General features: G+C 71.4%; 18 protein-coding genes. 7 read left to right on the top strand and 11 right to left on the bottom strand.

Annotated features, from left to right (window positions below):
* Positions 1-127 precede the first annotated feature (127 nt).
* Complete coding sequence (locus ABD331_RS60235; RefSeq protein WP_344496549.1) at positions 128-862, bottom strand: alanyl-tRNA editing protein; 735 nt, start codon at positions 860-862, stop codon at positions 128-130.
* 40 nt (positions 863-902) lie between these two features.
* Between ABD331_RS60235 and ABD331_RS60230 the strand changes: the two genes are divergently transcribed.
* Positions 903-1,526, top strand: a complete 624-nt coding sequence (locus ABD331_RS60230; protein ID WP_344496548.1) for an SGNH/GDSL hydrolase family protein — start codon at positions 903-905, stop codon at positions 1,524-1,526.
* A gap of 1 nt (position 1,527) precedes the next feature.
* On the opposite strand, the gene ABD331_RS60225 is transcribed toward ABD331_RS60230, so the two are convergent.
* From ABD331_RS60225 to ABD331_RS60205, 5 genes are all read right to left on the bottom strand, one after another.
* The gene (locus tag ABD331_RS60225; protein ID WP_344496546.1) at positions 1,528-1,896 is read right to left on the bottom strand and encodes a DUF2516 family protein; all 369 of its coding nucleotides are present in this window, start codon (positions 1,894-1,896) and stop codon (positions 1,528-1,530) included.
* A gap of 121 nt (positions 1,897-2,017) precedes the next feature.
* Positions 2,018-2,425 (bottom strand): hypothetical protein, encoded by a 408-nt coding sequence (locus tag ABD331_RS60220; RefSeq protein ID WP_344496544.1) that lies wholly within the window; start codon positions 2,423-2,425, stop codon positions 2,018-2,020.
* Between the two features lie 3 nt (positions 2,426-2,428).
* Positions 2,429-2,920 (bottom strand): helix-turn-helix domain-containing protein, encoded by a 492-nt coding sequence (locus ABD331_RS60215; RefSeq protein WP_344496542.1) that lies wholly within the window; start codon positions 2,918-2,920, stop codon positions 2,429-2,431.
* A gap of 61 nt (positions 2,921-2,981) precedes the next feature.
* A complete protein-coding gene (locus ABD331_RS60210) occupies positions 2,982-3,887 on the bottom strand; it encodes a M56 family metallopeptidase (RefSeq protein ID WP_344496540.1) in 906 nt (301 codons plus the stop codon).
* On the bottom strand, positions 3,884-4,240 hold the full coding sequence (locus ABD331_RS60205) for a BlaI/MecI/CopY family transcriptional regulator (protein ID WP_148433479.1): 357 nt from the start codon (positions 4,238-4,240) through the stop codon (positions 3,884-3,886). The genes ABD331_RS60210 and ABD331_RS60205 overlap by 4 nt, the downstream gene beginning before the upstream one ends.
* Before the next feature lie 1,959 nt (positions 4,241-6,199).
* Here ABD331_RS60205 and ABD331_RS60200 point away from each other — a divergent pair.
* Positions 6,200-6,418 (top strand): hypothetical protein, encoded by a 219-nt coding sequence (locus tag ABD331_RS60200; RefSeq protein ID WP_344496538.1) that lies wholly within the window; start codon positions 6,200-6,202, stop codon positions 6,416-6,418.
* Positions 6,419-6,422: 4 nt separating this feature from the next.
* Positions 6,423-6,926, top strand: a complete 504-nt coding sequence (locus ABD331_RS60195; protein WP_344496536.1) for an O-acetyl-ADP-ribose deacetylase — start codon at positions 6,423-6,425, stop codon at positions 6,924-6,926.
* Between the two features lie 14 nt (positions 6,927-6,940).
* Here the strand turns inward: ABD331_RS60195 and ABD331_RS60190 are convergent, their stop codons facing one another.
* From ABD331_RS60190 to ABD331_RS60180, 3 genes are all read right to left on the bottom strand, one after another.
* Positions 6,941-9,685 (bottom strand): AbfB domain-containing protein, encoded by a 2,745-nt coding sequence (locus ABD331_RS60190; RefSeq protein WP_344496534.1) that lies wholly within the window; start codon positions 9,683-9,685, stop codon positions 6,941-6,943.
* Between the two features lie 116 nt (positions 9,686-9,801).
* A complete protein-coding gene (locus ABD331_RS60185) occupies positions 9,802-10,596 on the bottom strand; it encodes a class I SAM-dependent methyltransferase (RefSeq protein WP_344496532.1) in 795 nt (264 codons plus the stop codon).
* On the bottom strand, positions 10,589-11,332 hold the full coding sequence (locus tag ABD331_RS60180; RefSeq protein WP_344496530.1) for an SDR family NAD(P)-dependent oxidoreductase: 744 nt from the start codon (positions 11,330-11,332) through the stop codon (positions 10,589-10,591). Before ABD331_RS60180 ends, ABD331_RS60185 begins: the two co-directional genes overlap by 8 nt.
* A gap of 168 nt (positions 11,333-11,500) precedes the next feature.
* Between ABD331_RS60180 and mshA the strand changes: the two genes are divergently transcribed.
* From mshA to ABD331_RS60165, 3 genes are read left to right on the top strand one after another with little or no spacing between them, the layout of a single operon-like run.
* Positions 11,501-12,736: a D-inositol-3-phosphate glycosyltransferase gene (mshA, locus tag ABD331_RS60175; protein WP_425566292.1), complete on the top strand. Its 1,236-nt coding sequence runs from the start codon at positions 11,501-11,503 to the stop codon at positions 12,734-12,736.
* A 17-nt stretch (positions 12,737-12,753) separates the two neighbouring features.
* A complete protein-coding gene (locus ABD331_RS60170) occupies positions 12,754-13,233 on the top strand; it encodes a type III secretion system chaperone family protein (protein ID WP_344496526.1) in 480 nt (159 codons plus the stop codon).
* A gap of 18 nt (positions 13,234-13,251) precedes the next feature.
* On the top strand, positions 13,252-13,995 hold the full coding sequence (locus tag ABD331_RS60165; protein WP_148433486.1) for a phosphoglyceromutase: 744 nt from the start codon (positions 13,252-13,254) through the stop codon (positions 13,993-13,995).
* A 100-nt stretch (positions 13,996-14,095) separates the two neighbouring features.
* Here the strand turns inward: ABD331_RS60165 and ABD331_RS60160 are convergent, their stop codons facing one another.
* Positions 14,096-14,653, bottom strand: coding sequence for a helix-turn-helix domain-containing protein (locus ABD331_RS60160; RefSeq protein ID WP_344496524.1), 558 nt, complete (start codon positions 14,651-14,653; stop codon positions 14,096-14,098).
* Positions 14,654-14,699: 46 nt separating this feature from the next.
* Entirely contained in the window at positions 14,700-15,008 is a 309-nt protein-coding gene (locus ABD331_RS60155; RefSeq protein WP_344496523.1) for a hypothetical protein, read from the bottom strand.
* A gap of 61 nt (positions 15,009-15,069) precedes the next feature.
* On the opposite strand from ABD331_RS60155, the gene ABD331_RS60150 reads away from it, so the two are divergent.
* Positions 15,070-15,798 (top strand): aspartate/glutamate racemase family protein, encoded by a 729-nt coding sequence (locus ABD331_RS60150; protein ID WP_344496521.1) that lies wholly within the window; start codon positions 15,070-15,072, stop codon positions 15,796-15,798.
* Positions 15,799-16,007 lie beyond the last annotated feature (209 nt).

Raw genomic sequence — 16,007 nt, 5'->3', positions numbered from 1 at the left:
GACCCGGCACCGCTCCGTCACGGATCTTCTGCGCTGGTCAGACTGGCGCCGACGCCACCAGGCCACCGCCCGGCACTGCCACTACCAGCGCAGATCCGAACCATGATCGCGAAGTGTCACTGGAGTACTAGTCGGAGATCTGGATGCGCAGGCGGCGGAAGCCGCGCCCCTTGCTCTCGACCTTGGCGACCTTGATCCGCCCGATCTGCTTCGTGGAGGCCACGTGGGTGCCGCCGTCGGCCTGGGTGTCCAGGCCGACGATGTCGACGACGCGCACGTCCTGGACGGTCTCCGGCACCAGGTTGGTGGCCGTGCGGATGATGTCGGGGATGGCGAACGCCTCGGCGCGGGGCAGCACCTTCACGTCGATGCGCCGGTCGGCGACGATCTCGGCGTTGCAGGCGTCCTCCACGGCCTCCTTGAAGCCGGCGGGCACCTCGGGCAGGTTGAAGTCCATGCGGGCGCTCAGCTCGTCCATGTTGCCGCCGGTGACCAGGCAGCCGTAGTCGCGGAAGACCACCCCGCACAGCACGTGCAGGCCGGAGTGCGTACGCATGAGGGCCGAGCGGCGCTCGTCGGCCACCGCGCCCCTGACCACCGTGCCGGCGGGCGGGATCGGGTCGCCCTCGGCCGGGATCAGGTAGAGGTCGTCGCCCTTGCGCACCCCGGCGATGCGGGTCTCCACACCCTGCCAGACGAGAACACCGTGATCCGCCGGCTGGCCGCCTCCGCCCGGATAGAATGCCGACCTGCTCAGCACGATCCCCTCAGGCGTGGCGTCCAGAACGACGGCCTCGAAGTCGCGTAGGTTCTGGTCGGACAGTTCCAGCCTTTGGGTACGCCCGTGGAGATCCGTGCTCATATCGGCAGCCTAGTGCCCTGAGGTGGTCATGCGTGGCCTGATGAGACGCGTCCTGGTGGTCGGCGCGGTGCTGGGGCTGCCCTCGTGCGCGTTCGCGACGAAGCCGCCGCTCGTCAAGGCGCACGCGCCGGTGATGATGTTCGTGGGCGACAGCTTCACCGTCGGGTCGGGGCCCGTGCCGCCCTGGCAAACCTACGCCTCGCAGACCGCCCGGCTGCTTGGCTGGCAGCCCATCATCGCGGGCGCGGGCGGCACCGGCTTCTGCAACGAGGGGCGCGCGGGCCGCACGTTCCAGCGCTCGTTCGAGGAGGAGCTGGCCTGGCGGCCCGCTCCCGACCTGCTGGTCATCTCGGGCGGCCACAACGACCGCCGCTGGAGCCAGGAACGGGTGCGCGGGGCCGCCGCGAGCCTGCTGTCCGAGGTGCGCGCACACTGGCCGGAGACCAGGACGGTGGTGGTCGGCCCGATCTGGCTGGGGAAGCCGCCGCAGAAGGCGTACGGGGTGCGCGACGCGGTGGCGGAGGCGGCCAGGGCCGGGAAGGTGTCGTTCCTCGACCCCATGCGCAGGAGCTGGCCCGAGGAGGCGATCCTGCCCGACGGCGTGCATCCCACGCTCGCCGGGCACGAGGGGCTGGCCACCTGGCTGGCGGCCGAGCTGGCCTGATCTACCAGGGGCCGTAAGGACCGTTGTTGCCCCGGCCGCCGCCCATGCCCTTGACGGCGGGCTTGACGTCGACGATGTAGATCGTGGCCGCGATCACGGCCGCGATCGAGAACAGCCCGAACTGGACGCCGAGGAACGACTCGCCGCCGACGATCATGAAGGCCTGAAGGTAGGTCAACGCCCCGCCGGCCGAGAACAGCGTCGCGAGCGCGAGGATCAGCAGCCACCACTCCTTCTTGAGCTTGCCCGCCGACAGGAACGCGTTGCCCGGCACCCGCAGCGCGTGCACGAGCGCGTAGATGGACATGCCGAGGATGGCCACGGAGAGCAGCAGGAACAGAAGGTTGAACAGCCCGTAGATCATGCTCATGTCGTCGTCTCCGCCCAACGCTGCGATGGAATCGGCTTCAGCCTAATAGGCGTCCCCGACATGCGGGCAACCCAGAACGGAAAGGCCCGCCTCCCGGCGGGAGACGGGCCTCTCGTGTGGATCAGGCCTGGGCCTTGGTGCTGCGGGTCTTCTTGACCGGCTCGGCGACGGCCGGCTCGGCGGCCTCCGACACTTCCTCCAGCTCCAGGGCGGCGGTGCCGCTCGCCTTGCTGACGACCTTACGGCCGCGGGTGGCGAAGTCGTCGTAGACCTCGGTGGCCCTGAGGGTGAGGTGGTCGGCGTACTCGCGGGCCTTCTCGGGCAGGTCGCGGGCGAAGCCTTCGGCCTTGTCGGCGTACTCGCGGGCCTTGCCGGGCAGGTCCTTGGTCAGCTCGGAGCGGCGCGACTGCAGCTTGTGGAGCTGCTCGGGCAGCTCACGCAGCTTCTCGACGGCGAAGTCGCCGACCCCGGCGAAGGCGTAGAACGGCTTGGACTCGGTGAGCTTCTTGACCTCGGTGGCGAGCGTCATGGGTTAACCTTCCTTGGTTTCCTGGGTGACGTTGCCGTTGCGTGAGGTCGCCGCGTAGGGCTCAAGAGCGGCGAGAAACTCCTCGGGCAGCGGCTCGTCGTCCGAATCGGAGTCACCCCGGGGGCGGGCATTCTGGGAGGTCTGCTCGTCCTCGGTGTGGTTCTCCTTGCGGAACGACTCGTAGATGTCGATCAGCACCTGGCGTTGACGTTCGCTGAGATGCGGGTCGGCCCTGATCGCGGTGATCACGTCGCTGGGCGGCTCGCGGTCCTCGATGAGGCCCGCCTGCACGTAGAGCGCCTGCGAGGAGATGCGCAGACCCTTGGCGATCTGGTTGAGGATCTCCGCGCTCGGCTTGCGCAGGCCGCGCTCGATCTGGCTCAGGTAGGGGTTGGAGACCCCGGCCGCCGCGGCGAGCTGGCGCAGCGAGATCTTCGCTTGCTGCCGCTGGTCGCGGATGTATTCACCGATCGAGCCGACTTTGGGTAGTGCCATACCTGTAGTTTGCCCCGCGGTGCTTGCAATTGCAAACGGGATGGTTAACGCCAGCAAGCAGTTAGAGCTGGATAACCCACAAGAAGGGTGCAGCGGTGACCAACGTCACAGAAAGCGCGATGAACCCGTAACGCACCGAAGTCGCCAGCTCGGGGGCCGGCTTGATCAGGCGATCGACCCTGGCCATGACGTTCTGGACGTGCACGCCCAGCATCCCGTGCGGCGTCGGCATGGCGCCCGCGGTGCCGAACCTCAGCAGCGCCGTGGCCAGCCGGCGCGGCGAGCAGTAGCGGCGTGCCCGGTCGTCGGCCGCCATCTCGACCAGCAGCTCGACCTGCCCCTGGGCGTCGGCCACCACCTTCGACCAGGGCAGCGCCCTGCCGAGCGCGGCGAACGGCAGCAGCACCAGGTCGTGGCGCTCGCGTACGTGGGCGGCCTCGTGCGCGAGCACGGCGGCCAGCTCGTCCTCCGACAGCAGCTTGAGCGCGCCCTCGCTGACCACGACCTGCGAGCGCAGCCCCGGCACGCAGTACGCGGCGGCGCTGGGATGCGCCAGCACCCGCACGCCGGGCACGCCAGGGTCGTCGTGGGAGATCAGCGCCAGCAGCATGCGGTGCCTGCGGCGGGCCCGCAGCGCCTGCACGCCGGCGGTGAGCAGCACCGCGACCAGCACGATGAGCGCGGTGAGCCCCGCGATCAGGGCCAGCACGTGCAGCGCGTCCCACTCGCGCGCGGGCGTCTCGCCGTGCGCGAACGCGATCAGACCAGGCAGGATGCCCTCGTCGTACGGCTGCACGGCGAAGGCGAGCATCGCGCCCGTGGTGGCCAGGCCCCAGCACACGCCGAGGGACTGCCAGAGAATGATGGCCAGCCGGGGAGCGCGCGAGGTCCACTCGGCTTTGGTGAAACGCCAGGAGCCAACCGCGCACGCCGTGGCGAGCGCTGCCAGCGCCGCTGCCGTGATCACTCGTCCTCCAGCTCCGTAAGGGCTCTGCGCAGGATCTCCGCCTCCGTGCCCGACACGGCCTGGGCGAAGCGGGTCAGGGCGGCCGAGCGGTCGCCCGTCAGGTCCAACGCCTCCAGCATAAGCTCAGCGATGTAGGCGTCGCGGCTTTCCGCCGGTTGATACCGCCAGGCGCGCCCGTCGCGGGTGCGCTCCAGGAAGCCCTTGCGGGTGAGGCGGTCGAGAACGGTCATGACCGTGGTGGGGGCCAGGTCGCGGTCGGCGATCAGCCTGCCGACCTCGCGGGCGGTCAGCGCGTTGCTCTCCGCCCAGAGGATGTCCATGATGCTGCGTTCAAGCTCGCCAAGACCCTTCACGCCTTTCAGGGTAGCTCTACAGAGCGTCGAGCTGGCAAACGGGTCGGGGGGACTCCGTGGTGTCACCGTGAGGTCACTGCCCGATTTATCAAGAAATATAAGGCTAAGTCTTTTTTAATGGCTTATATGGAGCGAGTAAAGGGGTGCTGCGTTAGCTCTGTATGAAGGCGGTCTTTTCGGGCGTTTCTTGAAGGCATGTTGAAGTTGGTGCGGGGGCATGGCGGTTGTCCCTCTATGCCGCTGTTTGTGAGCATGGCCATCATGGGGATCAATGCGCTGACACGTGCGCTTGTGCTGTCAGCAGGAATTACCGGCATTAATGTAGTTATGCCGGTTGTCGGGTGTGATGCGGCGTTGAGGCCGGCCGGGGCGGTGTCTTCTGGACGAATATCCAGGGGTCACCTTGACGTGCCCTCTCGCGAAGATCCGCGGGGGGTTGTGCCGGAGGGCGGGTTGCGCGGGGCCGTCCGCTTGCTGACGCCGTATGACGATCCGGCTTCCGCGTCCGACCCGCCTGTGGAGGGGGTCGAAGCGGCACATCCGCACCCGCATCCGCCGCATCCGGGCAAGCCGGGGCCGAGAGGGGCGCGCGGGCCCGCAGGCCCGCCGGGCAAGTTGGGCCCGCCCGGGAAGACAGGTCCGCCCGGGAAGATCGGTCCGCCTGGAAAGGTGGGGCCGCCTGGAAAGGTGGGTTCGCCCGGGAGAACGGGTCCCGCCGGGCCGAGGGGCGTGGCAGGCCCTGTCGGGTCGAGGGGCGCGACAGGTCCCGCCGGACCGAGGGGCGCGACAGGTCCTGCGGGGCCGAGGGGTGTGGCGGGTCCCGCCGGTCATGCGGGGGCGCCGGGACGGCCTGGCGTTCCTGGACGTGACGGCGACCGCGGCCCCCAAGGAGAGACCGGGGCGAAAGGCGACACGGGCGCGCAGGGGGACCCCGGCGTGAAGGGGGATCCGGGCGCACCCGGCGTCAAGGGCGACCAGGGGCCGGTGGGCCGCAGAGGCGACCCGGGCCCGACCGGCGCGACCGGGCCGAAGGGCGATCCCGGCCCACGAGGAGCCCAGGGACTGCAAGGCGATCCGGGGGCGATCGGGTCGCCCGGCCCGAAGGGTGATCCTGGTGCGAAGGGCGACCCTGGCCCGCCCGGAGCGACCGGTCTGAAGGGCGATCCGGGCGCGACCGGCGCGACTGGGCCGAAGGGTGATCCTGGTGCGAAGGGCGACCCTGGCCCGCCTGGAGCGACGGGCCTGAAGGGCGATCCCGGCCCGCCGGGAGCCACGGGGCCGCAGGGACCGGCCGGTCGGGACGGCGCTCAAGGTCTTCAGGGCGTGCCGGGAGCGCAGGGCCCTCCCGGCGCGCAAGGCGTTCCCGGCCGTACCGGATCTCCCGGCGAGACGGGGCCGACAGGTCCCAGGGGCGTCGCGGGTCCGGCCGGGCCGGTGGGAGCGCGAGGGGCGGCAGGCCCCACAGGCAGAACCGGCCCCACAGGCAGGACCGGCCTCACCGGCAGGACCGGCCTCACCGGCAGGACCGGCCTGACAGGCAGAACCGGTCCTACGGGCCGGCAGGGCGCCACGGGAGCGGCCGGACCCATCGGCCGGACGGGGGCCGTAGGCGCGAGGGGCCAGGCGGGCCCGATCGGGAGAACCGGGCCCGCGGGCCCGATCGGCAGGACGGGCGCGACCGGCCTCAAGGGCGAAACAGGGCCGCACGGCCCTACGGGAAAAACAGGGAAAATCGGTCCCGCAGGCCCCAAGGGCCCGGTGGGGAAAACAGGCCCTGCGGGCCCGGTCGGGAGAACAGGCCCTGCGGGTCCGATCGGGAAGACAGGTCCCGCGGGCCCGGTCGGGAAGACGGGCCCCGTAGGCCCCCAAGGAAAGCCGGGGCATCAGGGGCCCAAAGGTCCGGCCGGTCCGCAGGGTCCTCCACCCACGCTGAAGGCCATCGCCTCACGCGGAAAGGCCGTGTACGTGCACCCGCACCAGTCCCTCCGGGTGCCAGGCGGGCCGTGCCCGGCGGGCAGCGTCCCGATCGGCGGAGGCTACGACTGGCACGGGACCCACGTCACCGCCTCGATCGTCGAAAGCCTCGCCGCCGGCAACAAATGGCAGATGATGTTCACCAACAACAGCGGCAAGGGGGACGATGTGTCCGTCATCACCCAGTGCCTGACCGGGAAATGAGGCAATGCGGCTCACACTGGTCCAAGGAGACATCACCCAGCAGCGGGCGGACGCCGTCGTCAACGCCGCCAACTCCTCCCTGATGGGCGGCGGCGGCGTGGACGGCGCCATCCACCGCCGGGGCGGCCCCGAGATCCTGGAGGAGTGCAGAAAGCTGCGCGCCGGCCAGTACAGCAAGGGCCTGCCGACCGGCCAGGCCGTGGCCACGACGGCCGGCCGGTTGCCCGCCCGCTGGGTCATCCACACGGTCGGCCCCGTCTATTCCGCCTCCGAGGACCGGTCGGAGCTGCTGGCCTCGTGCTACCGCGAGTCGCTGCGCGTGGCCGACACGCTGGGCGCCGCGTCGGTGGCGTTCCCGGCGATCTCGACCGGCATCTACGGCTGGCCCATGGACGACGCCGCCCGCATCGCCGTGGAGGCGGTCCGGGCGGCGGACACCCTGGTGGAAGACGTGCGGTTCGTCCTGTTCGACGCCGCCGCGTACGCCGTCTTCGAGGCGCGGCTCTAGGTCACGGCTTTAGGTCACGGCGCCCAGGGCGGTGCGACGGCCCACGTCACGTCCTGGTCGTAGCTCGCCGCCGCGTCGAAGGCGTGCGAGCCGCCCGGCACCGCGATGTGCACGGCCTCCGCGAAGTGCCTGACGTTGTGCCCCGCGATGTTGTACGAGCCCAGCGTCACCCCGGCGCCACCGGCCCTGGGCGGCTGGGCGCAGAACGTGGCGTCCTGGTCGAACAGGGCGGTGCCGTCGCGCGCGTCGTTGCGTACCCGGAAGTCGGCGTGCCGCAGGTAGCGTCCGGGATAGTTGCGCGACTCGAAGGAGTAGCAGCTCCCCTCCGCCAGCCCCCGCCGCACGTGGAACGTGGCGTCCTCCTTCAGGAGCTGCGTGCTCGCGGCGCTCACCACGTCCGTGCGCGCCAGCGAGTCCTGGTGCCGCAGGTACCGGTCGGTGTAGCCGGGCGTGGTCACCCGCAGCGACTGGGCGGCGCCCACGGCCAGGTCGGCGCCGCTGCGCCACCACGGCGTGCCGGGCAGCCAGGTGACGTCGGCGGCGAAGGAGGCGGCGGTGTCCCAGGCGTTGGGTCCGCCGCTGCGCGCGATGTAGACGGCCTCGTTGTAGTGGCGCAGGTAGGCGCCGGGCTGGTTGAGCGACTCCAGGGACACGCCGGTGCCCGCCTGGGCCGGGCGGGCGCAGAAGGTGGCGTCCTGGTCGAACAGGGCGGTGCCGTCGCGGGCGTCCTTGCGCACCCGGGAGTTGGCGTGCCGCAGGTAGTGGCCGGGGAAGTTGCGCGACTCGAAGGAGAAGCAGGCGGCGTTCGCCAGGCCGGGCCGCGTCCAGAACGTGGCGTCCAGCTTCAGCGTGTCCGCGCTGCCGGCGGTGACGACGTCCGTGCGGGCCAGGCCGTCCTGGTGGCGCAGGAAGCGGTCGGTGTGGCCGGAGGTGGTGACGCGCAGCGAGACGAGGCCGCCCGCCGTCAGGCCGGTCGCGGACGCGATCACCGAGCGGTTGACGGCGCGGACGCGGTCGGCGTTCACCTTCAGCACCCGCCTGTCGTACGTCCACAGGCCGTTGACCTCGTTCTCGACGTCCGTCGGCTGGGTGTAGATCGAGGCGGACAGGCCGTTGTCCGCGATCAGCGGCCTGAGCTGCTCGTTGATCGAGACGTAGCGGTCGGTGAGTGCGGTCGCGTTCGCGGTCATCTCGTACGCGAAGCCGGTGCCCGGCCACTGGTGGCCGGGGCTGAGCAGGCCGAGGCCGCCGAACTCGCCGAGCACGGCCACCCTGGTGGCGCTGGGCCGCTGCGGCGTGCCGGGGCCGACGTAGATGTGGTCGTCCACCACGTCGCCGTTGCCGCCGTCGAAGCCGCAGCAGTTGGAGCCGGAGTTGTTGTTGACCAGACGGCTGGGGTCCCAGCTTTTGACCAGGTCGGCGATGCGGGCGGGGTCGTACTCGCCCCAGCCCTCGTTGAACGGCACCCACTGCACGATCGAGGTGATCCCGCGCAGGTGGTCGACCACGCGGCGCAGCTCGCTCTCGAAGTTCGCCCGGTCGGCGGCCGACGGGCTGACGCCGGTGCGCATCGACGGCATGTCCTGCCAGACCAGCAGGCCGAGCCGGTCGGCCCAGTAGTACCAGCGGGCGGGCTCGACCTTGACGTGCTTGCGCACGGTGTTGAAGCCGAGCGCCTTCTGCTGCTCCAGGTCGAAGCGGAGGGCGGCGTCGGTGGGGGCGGTGGCGATGCCGTCGGGCCAGTAGCCCTGGTCTAGGGTGCCGAGCTGGTAGACGAAGCGGCCGTTCAGCGTGGGGCGGAGCACGCCGCCGACCATGGCCTTGCCCACCGATCTCATGCCGAAGTAGCCGGTCACGACGTCGCCGCCGCCGGGGCCCGTCAGGGTGACGCGCAGGTCGTACAGGAAGGGGTCGTCAGGGGTCCACAGGCGGGCGTTCGGCACCGGCACCCGCAGGTGCGCGCCGATCGCGCCGGTGGCGGTGCCGACCACGGCGCCGCCGGTCATGACCTCGGCCCGCACCTGCTGCCCGGAGGCGCCGGCCGCCTGGACGACCAGGTCGAGCTGCCCGGCGGCGACGTCGGGGGTGGTGTCGAGGCGGGTGATGCTCGCCGCGTTGACCGGCTCCAGCCACACGGTCTGCCAGATGCCGGAGTGCGCGGTGTAGAAGATGCCGCCGGGCGAGCGGCGCTGCTTGCCGATGGGGGCGCCCGCCGCGTCCACCGGGGCGTACACGCCGACGATCAGCTCGTTCGAGCCGGCGCGCAGGGCCGCGGTGACGTCGAGGCTGAACGGGTCGTACCCGCCGGTGTGGGTGCCGACGGCGGTGCCGTTCACCCAGACCCCGGTCTCCCAGCTCACCGCGCCGAAGTTGAGCCGGACGCGCCGGCCCGCCCATCCGGCGGGCACGGTGAACGTCCTGCGGTACCACATACGGTCCTCGTGCCGCTGGATCCGGGAGAGTCCCGATTCGATCGGGTACGGGACGAGCACCTGCTCGGCCAGGTTCTGCCCGGTCGGCGGCGTGGTGATGGAGCCGGTCGCGGCGAACTGCCACAGGCCGTTGAGGTTCTGCCATTCGGAGCGTACGAGCTGGGGCCGCGGATACTCCGGCAGGGCGTTGGCCGGGGTGACCTCGGCGGTCCATGGGGTGGTGAGCGGGGGCGCGGCGAGCGCCTCCTGCACGGGTAAGGCGACGACTGCTCCTGAGAGGACCAGCACCGCGGTGAGGCGGCGGGCCCAGCCTGAGAATCTGCTCATCTCGGCTCCTTGACGAGGACCGTTCCTGACTTCCCCCGACAGGTTGCGACCGAACTTGAACGAGTTGGATCGCACCGTGACCATATAACGCAGATCTCCTGTGCGAAATAGACCATTTACCGGGGATCGACGGCCGCCCACGGCAAGGTCAGCTCGCCCAGCCGCCACCTGCCAGAACCGCCCAGCGGCGGATGCGCCGGCACCGGCCAGGAGGCGGACAGAGCCTGGATCGCGGCCAGCCACCGCTGCCGCCGGCCATGTGCCCCGTAGGGGGCGCTGACCGCCCAGGCGCGGTCGAAGTCGCTCAGAAACGCATGAATCCGCTCACCCGGCACGTTCCGGTGGATGAGCGTCTTCGGCAGCCGGTCCGCCAGATCGGACGGCCGCTCGAAGGCGTCGAAGCGGGCCGCGAACGTGATCGTGCGCGGCCCCTCGGGCGACAGCGCCACCCACACCGCCCGCCGCCCGTTCTCGGAACACGTGCCCTCGACCAGGACGCCGTCCGGGGCCAGCTTGCCCGTCAGCACCTCCCAGTACCGCCACGCCTCCTCCTCGCCGTACTGACGCAGCACGTTGAACGCGCGGACCAGCGCAGGCGGGCGCGGGACGGGCAGCTCGAAGCCGCCCAGGCGGAAGCTCAGCCCCTCCCGCTCGTACGGCTTCGCCAGCGCCACCCGCGCCGGGTCGATCTCGACGCCCACCACCTCGACGCCGGGCGCCACCCGGCGCAACCGGGTGAACAGCTCCAGCGTCGTCGTGTGCGAGGCGCCGTACCCGAGGTCCACCACCAGCGGCCGACCGGCCGCGCCGCGCAGCATCGGGCCGTGCACCGCCGCGATCCAGCGGTCGCAGCGCCGCAGCCGGTTGTGGCCGGTCGTCCCCCGGGTGATCGCCCCGACGGGTTTAGCCACCGACGCGGTGCACCTTGTGCTGGGCGGCCTGGGCGCGGGGACGGATGACCAGGCGGTCGATGTTCACGTGCGCGGGGCGGGTCACGGACCAGGCGATCGCGTCGGCGACGTCGTCGGCCGTCAGCGGGCCCGGCACGCCCGCGTACACGCGGGCCGCCGCCTCCTGGTCGCCCCTGAAGCGGGTGACCGCGAAGCCCTCCGTCTGCACCATGCCCGGCGCGATCTCGATGATCCGCACCGGCTGCCCGACCAGTTCGAGCCGCAGGGTCTCGGCCATGGTGCGCTGGGCGTGCTTGGCCGCGACGTAGCCGCCCCCGCCCTCGTACGCGCCGTGCCCGGCCGTGGAGGTGAGCATCACCAGCACCCCGTCGCCCGACTCGACGAGTTTGGGGATCAACGCCTGGGTCATGCGTAGGGAACCGAGCACATTGACGTCGTACATCCGCTGCCAGTCGTCCAGCCGGGCGTCGGCCACCTGCTCCAGCCCGAACGCGCCACCGGCGTTGTTGACCAGCACGTCGCAGCGCTCCAGGCCGGCGGCCAGCGCGTCCACCGACTCCTGAGAGGTCACATCCAACGACACCGGCCTGATCGAGGGCACCTCAGCGGCCAGCTTGCCGAGCCGGTCGCGCCGCCGCGCGCCCGCGACGACGTCGTATCCCTCGGCGGCGAGGCGCCGCGCGGTCGCCTCTCCGATCCCGCTGCTCGCACCTGTCACCACAGCCGTCTTCCGCATGCTCCACATCCTAGGAGGTGAGTTCCCTACGCCTGATTGTGACCGTCTGTCGGGAATGTCGAAAAAATCGGGAGAGTTGTATTCCGTCTGGAGGTGGTGTCGAGTGAGGCGCTTCGGAGGTGAAGTCGGGTGAGGCGACGACGGGTCAGCCGGGTCGCGACCATCAGCATGCACACATCGCCGCTGGACCAGCCCGGGACGGGCGACGCCGGAGGCATGAACGTGTACATCGTCGAGTCCGCCAAACGACTGGCCCAGCTCGGCGTGGAGGTGGAGATCTTCACCCGGGCGACCGCCCGCGACCTGCCGCCCGTGGCCGAGCTCGCTCCCGGCGTCCTCGTCAGGCACCTCACCGCCGGGCCGTACGAGGAGATGGACCGCGCCGACCTGCCCGCCCAGCTCTGCGCCTTCCTGTCCGAGGTGCTGCGCACCGAGGCCATGTACGACCCCGGCCGCTACGACGTCATCCACTCCCACTACTGGCTGTCCGGCCAGGTCGGCTGGCTGGCAAAGGAACGCTGGGGCGTGCCCCTCGTGCACACCATGCACACCATGGCCAAGGTCAAGAACCTCCTGCTCGCCCAGGACGACAAGCCGGAGCCCCAGGCCCGCGTGGTCGGCGAGCAGCAGGTCGTGGACATCGCCGACCGCCTCGTCGCGAACACCACCGACGAGGCCCGCGAGCTGATCGACCTCTACGGCGCCCCGCAGCAGCGCGTCGCCGTCGTCAACCCCGGCGTCAACCTCACCCGCTTCCAGCCCGCCTCGCAGGGCGCCGCCCGCCGCAGGCTCGGCCTCCCGCAGGACGCGCACGTCCTGCTGTTCGTCGGCCGCATCCAGCCGCTCAAGGCCCCTGACGTGCTGCTCCGCGCCGCCTCCAGAATGCTCATCGACGACCCGTCGCTGCGCTCCCGCCTGGTCGTCGCCTGCGTGGGCGGCCCGTCGGGCAACGGCCTGGCCCGCCCGTCCCTGCTCACCGAACTGGCCGCCGAGCTGGGCATCTCCGACGTCGTCCGCCTCGTGCCGCCCGCGCCGCAGGAGGAACTGGCCGACTGGTACCGGGGCGCGGACGTGACCGTCGTCCCCTCCTACAGCGAGTCGTTCGGCCTGGTGGCGCTGGAGTCGCAGGCCTGCGGCACCCCCGTCGCCGCCGCCGCGGTCGGCGGCCTGCGCACCGCCGTCCGCGACGGCGTCTCCGGCCTGCTCGTGGACGGCCACGACCCGGCCGCGTGGGCGCAGGCGCTGCGCCGCTTCGTCACCTCGCCCCGCTGGCGCGACCAGCTCTCCCAGGGCGCCCGCGCGCACGCGGCCGCCTTCGGGTGGCAGGCCACCGCCTCCCGCCTCATGGAGGTGTACGCCGGAGCCGTCGCGCACATGCACCACGTGCCCGTGGCCGTCTCCTGACTTTTATTCTGTTCTTCATGCGCGATGTCGTCGAAGCCGCGCTCAAGGCCGCGGACGTCTCCTACGACGAGCCGCGGCCCGGAGCGTTCCTGGTCAAACTGCCCGGACAGCACAAGCTCGCCACCATGACGTGGCTGATCGTCGGCGAGCGGGTGCTGCACGTCGAAGCCTTCTTCTGCCGCCAGCCCGACGAGAACCACACCGAGTTCTACCGCTGGCTGCTCGGCAAGAACGGCTCCATGTACGGCGTGCACTTCTCCCTCGACCCCGTGGGCGACGTCTACCTCGTCGGCCGGACGCCGCTGGCGGCCGTGACGGAGGAGGAGGTGGACCGGCTGCTCGGATGCGTGCTCACCTACTCGGACGAGTGGTTCGACCGGGCGCTGGAGCTGGGCTTCGCCTCGTCGATCAGGCGGGAGTGGGCCTGGCGCGCCAAGCGCGGCGAATCCCTCGCCAACCTCCAGGCGTTCGCCCGCTTCGCCGACCCTGACAGGTAGGCCCATAGGATTGGCCGCATGGCGACTTTGGTGCTGCTAAGGCACGGTGAGAGTGACTGGAACGCGAAGGGCCTGTTCACCGGCTGGGTGGACGTGAGCCTTTCTGCCAAGGGCGAGGACGAGGCCCGCCGCGGCGGCAAGCTCCTCCAGGAAGCCGGGCTGCGCCCGGACGTCGTCCACACCAGCCTCCTGACCAGGGCCATCCAGACGGCCCAGCTCGCGCTGGGCGAGGCCGACCTGCTCTGGCTCCCGGTGAAGCGAAGCTGGCGCCTCAACGAGCGCCACTACGGCGCGCTGCAGGGCAAGAACAAGGCCCAGACGCGTGAGGAGTTCGGCGACGAGCAGTTCATGCTGTGGCGCCGCTCGTACGACGTCCCGCCGCCCCCCATCGCCGACGACGACGAGTACTCCCAGGCCGGCGACGCCCGCTACGCCCTCCTCCCGCCGGAGCTGATGCCCCGCACGGAGTGCCTGAAGGACGTCGTGGACCGCATGCTCCCGTACTGGTACGACGAGATCGTCCCCGACCTCGCCGCCGGCCGCACCGTCCTCGTGGCCGCGCACGGCAACTCGCTGCGCGCCCTGGTCAAGCACCTGGACGGCGTCAGCGACGAGGAGATCGCCGGCCTCAACATCCCGACGGGCATCCCGCTCCTGTACGACCTCGACGCCGACTACCGGCCCACGGTGCGCGGCGGCAAGTACCTCGACCCGGACGCCGCCAAGGCCGCCATCGAAGCCGTCGCCAACCAGGGCCGCTGACCCCCTTCTCCGGTTCGGGAGGGCGTGCGGGCGCCTTCTTCGGTTCGGGAGGGCGTGCGGGCGCCTTCTTTGGTTCGGGAGGGCGTGCAGGCGCGCCCTCTCAGAGCTGTTCCATCACGATCACCCCGCTCGTGCCGGGATCGAGCGCGGTGAACACGTGCGGCGCGTCACCCGGATACGACAGATAGTCGCCGGGCGCCAGCTCCACCGGCTCGTCCGCGGGCCCCGCCAGCGCCCGCCCCGCCCCGATCACCAGATGCTCCACCGTCCCCGGCAGGTGCGGCTCGGAGCGCCGTGACTCGCCCGGCTGCGCCTCCACCCTGTAGAGATCCCGCCTCGCCCCCGGCGGGCTCGCGGCCAGCAGCGTCGCCGTGTAGTGGGCCTGCCCGGAGTGCGCGGCCGGCCCCTCACCCACCCGGATCAGCCGCACCGCCGGACGCGGCGGATCCACCAACCGGCTGAACGGCACCCCCAGCGCCACTCCCAGCGCCCAGAGCGTCTCCAGACTCGGATTCCCGCTGCCTGCTTCGAGCTGCGAGAGCGTCGACTTCGCCAGGCCTGACCGCTTCGCCAGCTCCGTCAGCGACATCCCGGCACGCTCCCGCTCCCGCCTGATCGCCGCCGCCATCCGCTCAAAAGGCGGCCTCTCACCATCCATGTGTTCGCTCCACACTCCCATTCGTTCGATTTGACGAACGCTCGGCTCACGGTCCACTATAACGCCCAAGCATTCCGATGTACCGAACAGGAGGCCTCATGCGAACCCCCGACACGCAAAGCCGACCGTTCACCCCCACCCCTGGCACCACCTCCACCCCTCGCACCGCCTCCACCCCCGGCACCATCTGCACCTCAGGCACCACTGCCACCCCAAGCGCCACTCCCAGCCGCGCCACCACCTCTACGCCCTGCACCACCTCCACGCCCGGCACTACCTCCACGCCCGGCACTACCTCCACGCCCGGCACTACCTCCACCCCCGGCACTACCTTCACCCCCGGCACTACCTTCACCCCCGGCACTACCCCCAGCCCCAGCCCCACCCCTGGCGCCGGGGGCGATGCCCCACCCCACATGCGCCATCTCGGCATCCTCGCCCACAGCACCGAAGGCGCCGCACTCGCCTTCCTCTCCTTCTGCCAGGAGGGCTTCCAGCGCCGCGGCGAGCACGACCACCCCGACGTAACGCTCGACTACATCCCCTTCGGCCGCAGCATGCCCGCCTGGGACGCGGGCGACCACGACGCCGTACGCCGCACCCTCGCGGTGAGCGTCGACCGACTCGCCCGAGCGGGCGCCGACTTCTTCGTCTGCCCCGACAACACCGCCCACCTGGCCCTCGAACGCCCCGGCCCGCCCCTCGCCCTGCCGGGCCTGCACATCGCCGAGGTGGTCGCCGCACAGGCCGCCCTCGACGGGCGCAAGCGCGTGGGCGTGCTCGGCACCTCCTACACGATGGAAGGCGCGGTGTATCCGCGGGCGCTCAGCGCCTGCGGGATCGCCGTCGAAGTGCCGGACGCCGATGATCGCGAAGTGGTCAACAAGATCATCTTCAGCGAACTGGTCAACGGGGTGTTCACTGACGCGTCCCGCGCCGCGTACGTCAAGGTCATCGAGAGACTGTCCGACCGGGGCTGCGACGCCGTGGCCCTGGTGTGCACCGAGATCCCGCTGCTGGTCGGGCCGGAGCACTCGCCGCTCCCCACACTCGACTCGACCCGACTGCTCTCGACCGCGGCTTACGACGCGGCGGTCGGGCTCCGGCCGTTCCCGTCCTGGCGCGGCGGTCCCGTGACGCGGTGAGGCCCCGGGAGGTAAGGCCCGGTCGCGAGGCCCGGCGTGGCGAGGCCCGAGGCGGTGAGCCCGTGAGGCGGTGAGGCCCCGCGCGGTGAGGCCCCGCGCGGTGAGGCCCCGCGCGGTGAGGCCCCGCGCGGTGAGGCCCCGCGCGGTGAGGCCCCGCGCGGTGAGGCCCCGCGCGGTGAGGCCCCGCGCGGTGAGGCCCCGCGCGGTGA

Source organism: Nonomuraea monospora, from assembly GCF_039531895.1.
Lineage (GTDB): Bacteria > Actinomycetota > Actinomycetes > Streptosporangiales > Streptosporangiaceae > Nonomuraea > Nonomuraea monospora.
The sequence above is the reverse complement of the archived record's forward strand: the minus strand, read 5'-3'. Positions and strand labels throughout refer to the sequence as shown.